The sequence below is a fragment of the Anabaenopsis sp. FSS-46 genome, assembly GCF_029891665.1.
GTDB classification, from domain to species: Bacteria; Cyanobacteriota; Cyanobacteriia; order Cyanobacteriales; family Nostocaceae; genus Anabaenopsis; species Anabaenopsis arnoldii.
The window spans coordinates 25655-38789 of the sequence record NZ_JANQDG010000130.1 but is presented as its reverse complement, the minus strand read 5'-3'; the positions used below and the strand labels follow the sequence as shown (position 1 = coordinate 38789).

Annotated in this window: 6 protein-coding genes and 1 pseudogene; 4 read left to right on the top strand and 3 right to left on the bottom strand. The window is 42.8% G+C overall.

What is annotated here, in order from left to right:
* The first annotated feature begins 117 nt into the window (after positions 1-117).
* Entirely contained in the window at positions 118-747 is a 630-nt protein-coding gene (locus tag NWP21_RS15795; protein WP_271733472.1) for a hypothetical protein, read from the top strand.
* A 775-nt stretch (positions 748-1522) separates the two neighbouring features.
* A complete protein-coding gene (locus NWP21_RS15790; RefSeq protein WP_348519782.1) occupies positions 1523-5068 on the top strand; it encodes a tetratricopeptide repeat protein in 3546 nt (1181 codons plus the stop codon).
* Between the two features lie 171 nt (positions 5069-5239).
* Here NWP21_RS15790 and NWP21_RS15785 read toward each other — a convergent pair whose 3' ends face one another.
* Positions 5240-5575: a hypothetical protein gene (locus NWP21_RS15785; RefSeq protein WP_271733469.1), complete on the bottom strand. Its 336-nt coding sequence runs from the start codon at positions 5573-5575 to the stop codon at positions 5240-5242.
* Between the two features lie 707 nt (positions 5576-6282).
* Positions 6283-9582, bottom strand: coding sequence for a DUF4912 domain-containing protein (locus tag NWP21_RS15780; protein WP_280793388.1), 3300 nt, complete (start codon positions 9580-9582; stop codon positions 6283-6285).
* A gap of 155 nt (positions 9583-9737) precedes the next feature.
* Here NWP21_RS15780 and NWP21_RS15775 point away from each other — a divergent pair.
* Positions 9738-9896 (top strand): annotated as a pseudogene (locus NWP21_RS15775) (iron chelate uptake ABC transporter family permease subunit); the annotation flags it as partial.
* Here the strand turns inward: NWP21_RS15775 and NWP21_RS15770 are convergent.
* Entirely contained in the window at positions 9846-11000 is a 1155-nt protein-coding gene (locus NWP21_RS15770; RefSeq protein ID WP_280793387.1) for a precorrin-8X methylmutase, read from the bottom strand. The pseudogene NWP21_RS15775 and the gene NWP21_RS15770 overlap by 51 nt on opposite strands.
* 107 nt (positions 11001-11107) lie before the next feature.
* Here NWP21_RS15770 and NWP21_RS15765 point away from each other — a divergent pair, with 107 nt between their 5' ends.
* Positions 11108-13015, top strand: coding sequence for a heavy metal translocating P-type ATPase (locus tag NWP21_RS15765; protein WP_280793386.1), 1908 nt, complete (start codon positions 11108-11110; stop codon positions 13013-13015).
* The last annotated feature ends 120 nt before the right edge of the window (positions 13016-13135 follow it).

Below are 13135 nucleotides of genomic sequence, written 5' to 3'. Positions count from 1 at the left end.
AAACTTTTGGACATGGGTTGTGTATATTTGACACTCCCTCGCGCTGGTCTGTGGGCGTGTTGATCGCCTTGCCTGTGCTGGTATAATGGTCAACAATACTCAATGGTGTAGCACAAAATGCTCAGGCGGTTAATTCAATGGTTGAAGGGTCTAATTAGTAGGTGGTTTGGCGGACAAAGAACTCACTCCCATACGGAAGATGATTTAGCACCAAGACCAGCCCCACCGCTAACAGATAGCGATTTAGAGTTTCTGTTCAACGAACTAATAGAAGGTGTCCATCAAGCCAGAGGAAAAGATTGGGCGCAAAAATGGCTAGATAATCTTGAACACCGTGTTTCTACTGAAAATTGGATACAATGGTTACGCCGCTTTGGCGAAAGATTGCTAGCATCACCTACGCCGAATAATGAATTAGCCGCTCGCTTAGTGCATCTGGGTGAGTTGGGTGTTGGTGAAGTGGGAAAAGTTGCCTATGAAGTGGGAATGCAGTTGTTAACACGCCTTTCCAGGGAACCAATATGGGAATATGACGGACCAGATGCCCTTAACACAACTGTACCCACCAAGGGAGTAACCCAAACCGTCACCCTAGATCAGCTGTTAGTCATGTTACAGCAGGATGAGAATTTACGCCAGCAAATTGCCCAGCAACTGGCTATTGAAACAGACGATCCACAGTTGATTGTCCAGGAACTAATCAATCAACATTATGCTGCTAGTCAATCAAATACAGATCGGAGTTAAGCGGTGATGGGGAGATGGGCGATAAATATAAATATGGTTAACTTCACCCCTATGGGTGTATGATAAGCCTCTATCCACTTGGATTGCGATTATTAGTAAGGGGCTGGGTTGATGTAATTCTGCTTCCTACTTTCGAGATATCTGTTATGTCTAGAAAAGCCAAGAGAAGAATTAGATCGAAGTCAGTCCGACAAATGCTTACTTTAAGCCAGTACAAATTCAAACAGTTCATCAAACACAAAGCTAAGGAATATGACAAAATAGTAGTTGATCTAAACGAAGCGTAAACATCAAAAACGGTAAGTTGGACTGGTGGAATTATCAACAATCTAGGAGGGTCTAAAATCATCAAGTCTAGAATAGATGATAAAATCATAAATCGGGGGTTGAATGGTGCGCGAGGAATTTATCTGCGCGCATTGGTTGATATGCCTTGGTTAAGAGAGAATCACAACTTATTATGTATTTGTGAACATTAGTTACCGAAAAAGTATCGCTAAGAAATCTACAGTCGGCGCTAGGGCATTGCGTGGACTTAAAACAAAGCTCATCGTCTCCGATAGCCTGCATGGCCTAGGCACTGCACTAGCTGGATTGGATGAGAAGCCTACACTGAATTTCTCAAAAAAATTCAGTTACGGTAGTATGTCACGTAAGACAAAATCGGAAAGTGTTACAGATGCTCACGCAGCTATTCCAGCGGCTTAACAAGTTTTTCAAGCACCCCATGGGTCATAAGTCGACTCCATCGTTCAATACGGTAGGGGGATCTGAGGTGGCACAACCACTACCTGAGCTAACTAATGCAGATCTAGAATTTTTGTTTACCCAGTTATTGGAAGGTGTACAACAAGGACGCGGAAAACAATGGGCGATTGAGTATCTACAACGCATGGAGAATCGTATCAGTGTTGATCGCTGGATAAATTGGTTGGTGATGTTTGGCGAAAAGTTGCTGTTATCACCAGAGTCCAATCGTCAGTTAGCAAGACAGATGATACAACTAGGGCAGATGGGAATTGGCAAGGTGAGTGAACTTGCTGACGAAATTGGTATCCGCTTGTTAACGGGGGGAAGGGGTGAACATGACAAACAGAGTGAAACTATAAGCCCTGAAATATTAAATATGCCACTGGACTCTGGGGGACAAGAGTTAATCCCTACCCATGGCGAGTTTTTATGGGATTCTCAAGGCTGGCGGGGCCAAGCCATAGATACAGAAGAATATCAAGCGACAGGAGCAACAAGCCTTGATTCTCCCTCAGAAAGATTGACTGACAATACCGAAGAAGTGACCTCGGAATATACAAATCAAGAAACCACAATCACAGCGCCAAATCTGCCCAGCCCATTTGAGAAGGATGTAATCGCCAATTTAAGGGCAATATTCTGGGCGTCACAAAGAGAAAAACCTCAGATGATCAAGTCAGAAACAGGAGGGGCAATAGTATCTTCTCCTGAAAATTGGCAAGATTTATTGGTTAATTTAGATGCAAATGTAGCGCACACCTTACATGAGTTGTTCGTGCAGCTGCATGAGAATATGAATTTAGTCCAACAGCTAGCAGATTATCTCTCACCGGCTATTATTGCTGATTCCGATGACATGCAAGCGCAAGAGTACTTTTATCAAGGTCTTCAGCAAGGGAAAACCGGTGATTTGGTAGGAGCGGTAATTTCTTATAATCAAGCCATAGCAATCAAACCTGATGCTTTTGAATATTGGTTTAACAAGGGTTTAAGTTTATTTCATTTAGAAGATTTTGCACAAGCCATCGCCTCTTATGACCAAGCCGTAGCATTAAAACCCAATCATTACAAATCTTGGTATAATCGCGGTGTGACTTTAGGTGAATTAGGAGAATTTGAAGCGGCCATCGCCTCCTTTAACCAAGCTATAGAAATTCAGCCCCAAAATCCGGAGGCCTGGTCTGGTAAAGGTTTAGCGCTGCTAAAATTGGGACAAATCGGCGAGTCAATTTCTAGTTATGACCAAGCCCTGGATTTAGAACCACAAGACCCATATACCTGGTATTACCGAGGTATAGCCTTGGCTATAGATGAGAAATATCTAGAGGCTATTACCTCTTACGACAAAGCCATCGCCATTCAACCCGACTTCCATGAGGTCTGGATTGACCGAGGCGTAGTATTATTTAATTTAGGAAATTGGAACCAAGCGATCGCCTCCTGGGATCGAGCACTTGCCAACCAACCAGATTTATACTTAGCTTGGTATAATCGGGGCATTGCCTTGGAAAGGTTAGGAAATATAGAGGAAGCGATCGCTTCCTATGACAAGGCCATAGCTATCAAACCCGACTTTCACTTAGCTTGGCATAACCAAGGGCTAGGGCTGTTTTATTTAGCCAGATTTGCCAAAGCGATCATTTCCTACGACCACGCCTTAGAAGTTAAACTTGACTACTGGGAAGCTTGGATTGGTCGAGCGACAGCTGTGGGCCATTTACCTACCCAAATACCGTTAAGTTCCTTAACAGGGATCGCCAAACAAAATCCTGCCTTGCAGCGGGGCGGCTATGAGGGTAGACTAGCCAGCTTAGAGGAAGGGTTGAAATATATTCAGCCAGATACCCATCCAGAAGGTTGGGGTAGATTGCATATAGAAAAAGGTAACACTTATTACGATTTAGGCAAAAAACTGCCCAGAAATCGTTATTATTGGTCTCAAGCCATAGCTGAATACAATCAAGCGCTGTTAACCTTAACAACACCAGAGTTTAGCGAATTGCATTTAGAGGTTTTGCAGTCTCTGATTAGAACATATTTAGCCATAGGTCAAACAGCACAAGCACAAGAACTACAGCAACAAGCCAGTGATTTATTAACACAATTACTAATTTCACCAACTCCTTCTGAGGAGAGTAGAAGACAACTAGCCCTCAAATTTAGCGGAATTGCTCAATTAGGAGTTGATTTAGCGGTAGAGTGCGGCGAGTTGGTACAAGCTTGGGAAATGGCAGAACAGGGCAAAAATTCTTGTTTAAATTGGCTATTATTTGATTCCCATGAACACACTTATACACACTACTACACTTCGGTTCAACAACTGCTCAATCCCCACACAGCAATTATTTACTGGCATATTAGCCCAGTGGCGTTACATACCTTCATTATTAAACATCAGGCGCCATCACCCATTTTAGTCTTTACACCCATACAAGATGTAGTTAAAACATACTTAGAAGAAAAATCCCTGCTTGTGGATGAAGTACCTCTAGCGGAAGCTGTAAGACGCTTAATTAAATTTGAACGTTGGCTGGAAGATTGGCATCACTCATACCAAGAATATCTTACTCAAGGCGAAGACCAACACAGCAGAAGTCATCATGTTTGGCGAGTGGATATGACACAAAAGCTGGGGAAACTCCAAAATATTCTCCAGATTTCCACAGTTATACAAGAACTCAAAGATATCACCCAACTCATTTTAATTCCCCATCGGGACTTACATAGATTACCTCTCCATGCCCTTTTTTCTCTGTCTTCGCCCTCCCAGGAAGAATTACCAAGTAAGTTGACTATTAGCTATTTACCCAGTGTCCAAACAGGTTTGTCTGTCCAAGCTCAAAGTATATCGCCATTGCTGCATCCTATATTCCTTGGTGTCGAATCTGCGAAAAGCACGAATTATCCTCCGCTAGAATTTGGTCAATTGGAAGCAGAAATTATTAGCAGAATGTTCAATAACTCGCAACTAATCCAGGGAGCTAATGCTACCAAAAGTTTAGTAGAAAATGCTGTATTTAATAAAAGTATTTTTCACTTTTCTGGCAGTGTTATCAACTGTTACAATGACCCAAAAACATCTGCATTAGTATTAGTAGATCAAGATAAAATCACCTTAGAAGAAATCCGCGATCGCAATTTAAATAGTTATCAATTGGTTACTCTTGCGGCTGGTGAAAGTGCAGTAACTAAACACCAGAATATTACCAGGGAATATGTGGATTTAGCCAGTGGTTTTCTTTGTGGAGGAGTAGCTTATGTGGTAAGTAGCCTATGGACGGTAGAATCATCTGCTAGAGCCTTAGTGATGATTGAGTTCTATAGAAGACTACAAATCAATAAATCCCCAGTTAGGGCTTTAAATGAAGCAACATTATGGTTAAAAGAACTGACTGGGGATGATCTCACAAAATGGTATGAAGACTTACGAAGTCATCTCACTGCTGATGAACGAACACTTGGAGTTGATTTAGCAGCTTTATATAGAAGTATTGAAACTGTTCCCCATGAAAAACTTTACAGTCATCCTTACTATTGGGCGGGATACACGATTAAAGGTGTTGCTACTTAATAAGAAGATTTAAAGGTTAATATGTTGCATACATAATCTAAAGCTTGTAGACGGAATCACCTCTGGGAATGGGAAATGGGAGGAAACTCCTCTAAGTAGGTTAGCTGGATGAAGGGATAATCCCACGTGCTCTCAGCAGTGGGAGTGTGAACAAGATGGCTGCAAAACCTATCAAGCGTTTTGAGCCTGACTATGACTCCCAATCTGGCGCTTTTGCCAAAGAATGGCTGCCAAATTACTTAGCAAGGCGCTAATTGCTAGGGAGAGCAATATATAAGTAGGTAACATGACTACGCCAATGATGAACCAGGTAAATACATGGAATACCATCGCTAAGGCGAAGATGCTAGCAAGTCCCGCAGATTTCCACACTTGATGTGTTGGGCGACGCAATACTGTGAGGATGATGGTCAGTAAGGAGGTAATCAAGTTGGCTGGGACTAGAAATGCACAAATGCCGATGCAATTGTCACGGGAGAACTCAGCTAAGGCGTTGAAATCAAGCATCAATTTGGTGGTATTAATGTCAACGTCTTAAAAATAAAGAATGAACGTATTTTTAGACATTTGAATTTACCTTAGCATATGCCTGAAGTGATTACTCCACTCATGTAATATAATTTAAAGTTTTTCGGTTCTTGCGTAGATTTTATGGTAATCGAGGATTGATAACAACAAAACCCTTACGGGGTAAGGACTATAAACAATTATGCCCAATATTTTCAATGAAATGCCGACACAATAAGGCTTTCAATGATTTTGAACTGGGTTCTCCATAAAAAGTACCGAAGAACCAGTTTTTCCTAGAAATTATCATAGGAATAATAATTTTATGTCACAGGTACATAACTCCTCAGAGGATGTTTGATAAGTTTTCAACAGGTAATTTTTATATTAGGGAACACACCGAACACACCGAACACCGAACAGGGAACACCCCGAAGGATTGGGAAGGATTGGGGAACACACAAAAAACAATAAAATCCAGTCTCTTCCCCTTAGAAGGACAAGACAAGGTGGACAAGGTGGACAAGGTGACCACCGGATAAAAACAGTACAAAGTCTGTATTCTTAGTAAGAAAAATAGCCCATTAAAAGACCATTGTCCGTAGAAAATCTTCCTTGTCTACTTTCCCTCCTTGTCTTCGGTGGTCGTGCCTTCACAGTTAATATTAAAAACCTACCCCTGTGAGGGGATACCCACCCCAAAAGAGTTATAATTTTTGCTCAACTCGTGAATCTTCCTGAGAAAACCTCCTACGGATTGTTTTACTTTCCCCATTAGCAGCAGTTGCTGTCATGAAATAGTTAATTGAGTCATCGGAGAAAGGAACCCGGAGGTGAAATGTACCGTCTGTTTTTACTTTAATGGGTTTACCAGCAATATTTACTTTTGCACCGGGTTCTGTTGAGCCGTGGATAATTAATTCAGCATCTGTGATCAACCAAAAATCTGTTTGGGGACGACTGAATACGCGAACTATTTCTGAACGGACGATTATTTCCCAGCTACCACCTTGAGTAGTATAACCTATTTCGGCAATATAATCATGATCAGTTTCGGGAATTCCCACATAACGACTAGGCGCAATGTCATTGCATTCGTACTGCTGTACCAGAGGGGGAGTCTGATAACTCAAGTCTAAATTTGTGACATCATATAAGCGCAGATATAATTGAGATACGCTGTTATTTTGCAATATTTCCTTGTCCGCTGGGGAAATGTACCAAGTCGCATTAGCCCACTTGGGTGTACGTAATTGAAGGATCAGACTACTCTCATTACTGATCTCGGGTAAATCTAGAAATGTTGTGTTTGCCGTTTGGAGATTTTTATCTGTGCCATCTGTCAAGGGTATACCAAAGACGCGAATCCGTTCAGAACTGGTAATAGTTACCCAATCATCACCTATATTGTAGCCTATGGCGGCGATATAATCGCGATCGCTGCGGGGAATGGTAATATATTTCTCTTTTATTCCTGACTCTAGTTCATACTCCTGTAGCAGTTGGGGAGTTTGATAACTCAAGTCTAAATTCGTGACATCATACAGCCGCAGATATAATTGAGATATGCCATTATTTGATAATACTTCCTGGCCATCAATGTGCCAAGTGGCATAAGCCCACTCTGCATTTTTGGGCTGGAGGATAATATTTTGGTCGCCATAGAGATGAAATCCTGGCCTACTATCTTCTTGGGGTGTAGCAAAAACGCGAATCCGTTCAGAAGTGGTAATACTTACCCAATTATCATCTACCTTAAAACCTATGGCGGCGATATAATCGCGATCGCTGCGGGGAATCGGAATATATTCCTCTTTTATTCCTGAGTCTAGTTCATACTCCTGTAGCACTTGGGGGGTTTGATAACTCAAGTCTAAATCTGTCACATCATACAGCCGCAGATACAATTGAGATATGCCATTATTTGATAATGCTTCCTGACAAGTTTGATCAATGTACCAAGTCACATAAGCCCATTCTGGATTTCGCGGCTTAAGCATCATACTCCGCTCCCCATCGATATTCAATCCTCCTCTGGTGTCTTCTTGGGGTGTAGCAAAAACGCGAATCCGTTCAGAAGTGGTAATACTTACCCAATTATCATCTACCTTAAAACCTATGGCGGCGATATAATTGCGATCGCGAAGCGTCCCCGCAAGCAGATATGTTTGGGGAATCGGAATATATTTCTCTGGTATTTCCCACTTTACTTCATATTCATCTACCAGTTGAGGACCTTGATAACTCAAGTTTAAATCTGTCACATCATACAGCCGCAGATACAATTGAGATATGCCATTATTTGATAATGCTTCCTGACAAGTTTGATCAATGTACCAAGTCACATAAGCCCATTCTGGATTTCGCAGCTTAAGGATCATACTCAGATCCCCATTCAGTGCTGCGGCCATGGCTACGTCAGCCAAGCTATCCCCCAGGGGATGATTCAACAATGGATCTTCCCCCCCATGACCCTCATGGTCAATCCCCATTTCTACAAAGGTTTGACTGTCTGCAAAAATATCTGTCTTCTCCGGATGATCACAGACCGTCCTATGGTTGATGGGTTCAGCTGCATCGGCTACTGCATTCAACACCTCTTCACTCATATCTAGGGATATTTCCTGTAAATTGGTCACCCGTGCCGATGTATTTTCACTTAGTCGCAAACTTGCACTTAAATCAAATTCTGGCTGGTGTTGTGCTGCTGTTTGGTCAAGAGAGTATTTGCTCTGCCAATTTTCCTCTTCAAACACCACTTCTGAGATTTGAGAATCTGTAGCTTGAAAATTTTGAGTTTCAACCAGTTCTTGATCATTCACTGTTTCAGGCACAACAACAGACCCCGTAGCAGTTGCTGCTGTAACAGAGGTATCATTTCTGGGGGTTGAGTCCTCATTTTTTTGAGAAATTTCGGCAGTATAACCAGGGACTTTCTTCTTAGGATCTGCCCGACGTAACCGGAACAGCCATATTAGTAACCCAATTATAACAGGCGTAGGTAATGAAAGCCACCATAAAGGTATCTCAGGCATCTGATCAGAACTAGAAATATTTTCTGGCGACTGGTCTTCATCTAATAGGGGAGCTGGAGGATCTAGTCCAGGAATTTCTAGTGTTTCTACTTCTCTCCCAGCCAGGGCCGTTTCTATGGCTTGCTTTCCTGGTACTGCCTGGGTAAACTTGATAAAAGCATCTAAATTGGGGCTAGGATTTTGGCTGTAAGCATACACCAAAGGCAGAGAATAGATATAGTTAAGCTGATCCGGTAAAGTTTCATTGACAGGAATCACTCGCACATTGGGCAGACGCGATACATCATGGAGCATGGCATAGCTAATACCATCATTGCCCAGTTTGGCGATAATTTCTGTAATATCATCCTCTGGAATTACGGTAGCATTTGCGCCCGTAACAAGTTCAGATCCCTGAAAACCTGGGTAGGTGCGAAATGTGTTGCGGGTTTCGCTATTTACCGGGCGGTCAATGAATCGAATATTACTATCTGTACCTCCAACTTCTGACCAGTTGGTAATATTTCCGCTGAAAATACCGGCGAATTGCTCAGAAGTCAGACTACCCTCAAAGGGATTATCCTGACTAACTATGATAGCAATTTTTGCACTGTGAATCAATACTTGTGCCAGACCTTGGGCTTGTTCTTCTGGAGTCAAATCACGAGGTATTGCTGCTATATCAATATTTCCACTTAGCAAAGCTGAAATCGCCGCATCAGACCCATTAGTTGCAACCTCTACATTTGTCCCAGAAAACCCTTGCTCAAAACTCTGTTTTAAACTGCGGTTGATTGCTCCCAAGCTGGTAGAACCATCAATTTTGATTGTAGTCTGATCTTCCACTGTTTGAGGCGCTAGCAAAGAGTCAGTAGCAGATTGTGCCAGCACTGATGTCGGTACAAACAAAGGTACTGTCATAGGGGTAGTCACTAAAGACAGCAATAATGCTAGAGTAACTATTGCACTATCTTTTTTTTCTTCTTGCCACATATATTATTGATCTGGGTAGACAAAGCTAGAGGATCTGGAATTGTATCTCTTTATATTAGGAGCAGACGCGCTAATTATACATCTGGGATGAAATTTATCATTACTTTTTGACAACGGGGTCATGTACTCGCTCTCAGATTACTCAAGAGTTTAATTTAATACCTGCTGTGATTATCATGGGGGGTATTTTGGCTTTAATTGCAGATTTGGTGTCTCAGTTACCAGGAAGTCAGCTGGTTTTACCCCTCAACTCTGTGACAGCTTTAATTGGAACTCCGGTTGTTAGTTGGTTGATTTTGCGGCGCAGATACTGATATTTTTGTCAGATGACAGTGACAGTGGGGTTTGGTGATTAAGGTTTCTACTAGGGAGTTGAGGGCTGTGGCCGCTAGTAAGCCTCCTCCTAGAGTCCCTTCTATGGTAATGTATGGTATCGGTTGTTGCATAAGTCGGCGTTTGGCCGCGGGAGCGTGGCTAAAGCCTATGGGTAAGCCTATAATCAGGGCTGGTGCGATTTTCTGCTGCTTGATGGCTTCACAGGTCTCTAAGAGGACTGATGGGGCGTAGCCTATGACCAATATACTATTATTACTGATTTGGGCAAGTTTTTGCCGCCATTTGTCCTGCTCCCAGAATTCTGTCTCGGCCTCTGGGGCGGTGGTAATATGGGGGTTGTCAATTAAGGTGATAATTTCACACCCTAGGTGGGTGAGTCTGGTTTGGTCTAAGGCGGCGGCGACTGTGGGTATATCTACTACTATTTTACACGCGGTTTTTAAGCTTTTACGACTGGTGGCGATCGCACCTGAACTGAGTTTGACAAAGGATACTAAACTCACATCACCACAGGCTAAAACTAGTTGAGCTATTAAATGTTGTTCAATTTCCGAACGCTCGGACAGGTCAGGAAGGATGCGCTGTAATGACTCGGTAAATGCTTCTGCATGATTATGTACTTCTGCATCTAACCCACTCCACAGTTGATTAAGTTCTCCTAGTCCTACTTGGGTTTCTACTTCTAACAGTTTGAGTTGCGATAATACCTCGGCTTGCATGATTTGACAATGGCGATCGCGTCCTAATAAGCTCTCTAATGCTGAGGCTGTTTGTCTGAGTTGAGATATTTGCTGCATTACGGCCCCATATTGTTTTTGCAGTTGCTCTGTTAGGCTTTTGCTGTTGTCTGTTTCTGGTTCTATTTCTAAAATCTGGCGAATATGGTTAAGTTGAAAGCCTTGGTTTTTTAAGGCGACTATGCGCTGCAGTCTAACTATATCTCTATGTGTGTACAGGCGGTAGTTACCAGGCGATCGCTGTGGTTGTGGTAATAGTCCTAGTTGATGGTAATGTCTCACCATCCGCGGGGTTATCCCTTGTCCTACTGCTTGGGTGAGTTCTTTGATTGTTAGGGTGGTCATCTGTTTTTAAACGCAAAGGTTCGCAAAGTGGTTTTTATCGATTTTAGGCTTGACATTGACAGTAATGTCAAGGTTTAGGGTGAGGGCATTGTGATTAATGAGTTATTATGCTGAGTTATCGGGGTTTAACAAGATTTATTGCCGAAGGTTCGGATACTTTGGCGGCTGTGTTTTGTGGTATGTTTTTGTTTGTGGGTTGGTTGGCTTTGTCTGTTGATTGGTTAGGATGGGCTTTGCTGTTTTTACCCGCTGCTTATGTGATTGGTGGTTATGATAGCGCCCGGGAGGGTTTGACCACTCTGATTAAAGAACAAGAATTAGATGTTGATCTGTTAATGATTGTGGCTGCTCTGGGTGCTGCTGGGTTGGGTTTATGGCGTGGGGAATACTATCTAATTATTGATGGGGGAATTTTGATCCTCATCTTTGCTATTAGTGGCGCACTCGAAGGTTACGCTATGCGTCGCACTGAGAAGAGTATCCGTAGTTTGATGAGTTTAACACCAGATACAGCTCGGGTTTTACTGGGGGGAGAAGCAGAAATGCTGCCTATTACTCAACTCAAGGTGGGTGATGAAATTATTGTTAAACCAGGTGAATTGATTCCTACTGATGGTATAATTATATCTGGTTATAGTAGCCTCAATCAAGCAGCAATTACAGGGGAGTCTTTACCTATAGAAAAGTCTGTGGGGGATGAGGTTTTTGCCGGAACTCTCAACGGTTTTGGCGCTTTGCATCTTCGGGTACATAAACCACCTTCTAGCAGTTTGATTCAGCGTGTGATTCGTTTGGTGGAACAAGCACAGACGGACGCACCCCCTTCTCAACAGTTTATTGAGCAATTTGAACGCATCTATGCGCGGGTAGTTGTGGTCGGTGGGGTGTTGTTGGTGTTTTTACCGCCCTTAATTTGGGGTTGGAGTTGGGAAGTTACTATTTATCGTGCTTTGACTTTTTTGGTGGTGGCTTCTCCCTGTGCCCTGATGGCGGCAATTATGCCTACACTGTTATCGGGTATTGCTAATGGTGCACGACAGGGAATTTTATTTAAGAATGGGGCGCAGTTAGAAAAAATTGGTCAGGTTCGCGCCATTGCTTTCGATAAAACTGGTACTTTAACTACAGGTAATCTGCAAGTTTATGGGGTAATCTCTAGTGGTGAATATTCGGAGCCAGAAGTATTAAAAATAGCGGCAGCTTTGGAATCCTGCTCTGAACACCCCATTGGTAAGGCTATTGTACAGGCGGCTGGTACAGGTTGGGAATGTGGGGTTGATGTCCAAGCTATACCCGGACAGGGAATTGTCGGCTTTGTCAACCATCAACAGGTGTTTGTGGGGAATACAGCTTTTATCCGGGAATATGTAGACCAGTCCCCGGAGGAGTTACAAACCTGGGCGCAATCTCAGGAAAATCAGGGTAAAACTGTGGTTTGGGTGGCACAGGCTCAACAGATCATAGGTGCGATCGCCATTGCTGACCTGATTAGACCAGAAGCTGTATCTATGATTACTCGCTTGCGAAAGTTAGGGGTTGAGCAAATTGTCATGATTACCGGGGATAATCAACGCACGGCTGACAGCGTAGCCCAGACTGTGGGTATTGATCAAGTGTATGCGGAACTCTTACCTGAAGATAAGCTAAATGTGATCCGTCAGCTGCAACAAGAGTATCAAACTGTGGCTATGGTGGGGGACGGCATTAATGATGCTCCCGCCCTCGCCCAGGCTTCTGTGGGTATTGCTATGGGGATAGCCGGTAGTGATGTAGCTTTGGAAACCGCAGATATAGTATTGATGGCGGATAAATTAGAGAAAATAGCCACAGCCATTGAATTAGGTAGGCGATCGCACTCCATTGTCAAACAGAATATAGTTATAGCTCTAGGCTTTATTATATTACTGTTAATCGGTAACTTTTTAGGCAACATTAACTTACCCATTGGGGTCATTGGTCACGAAGGTTCAACAGTGTTAGTTACACTCAGTGGTTTAAGATTACTAAGAAACTGAATTTTATAGGGATTCCGGGTTTAAATAGCCATCACCCGGAAATGATATCAGCTACTCGGCTGCAAAACACCTGTGGGTATTTAGCTTGCCCATGTCAACCCAGTTAAATGGCCATTAGCT

What these genes read in the sequence shown, in the direction of transcription:
- NWP21_RS15765 (WP_280793386.1), top strand. Translation starts at nt 11,108, where the DNA reads ATGCTGAGTTATCGGGGTTTAACAAGATTTATTGCCGAAGGTTCGGAT.
- NWP21_RS15795 (WP_271733472.1), top strand. Translation starts at nt 118, where the DNA reads ATGCTCAGGCGGTTAATTCAATGGTTGAAGGGTCTAATTAGTAGGTGG.
- NWP21_RS15785 (WP_271733469.1), bottom strand. Translation starts at nt 5,575, where the DNA reads ATGCTTGATTTCAACGCCTTAGCTGAGTTCTCCCGTGACAATTGCATC.
- NWP21_RS15780 (WP_280793388.1), bottom strand. Translation starts at nt 9,582, where the DNA reads ATGTGGCAAGAAGAAAAAAAAGATAGTGCAATAGTTACTCTAGCATTA.
- NWP21_RS15770 (WP_280793387.1), bottom strand. Translation starts at nt 11,000, where the DNA reads ATGACCACCCTAACAATCAAAGAACTCACCCAAGCAGTAGGACAAGGG.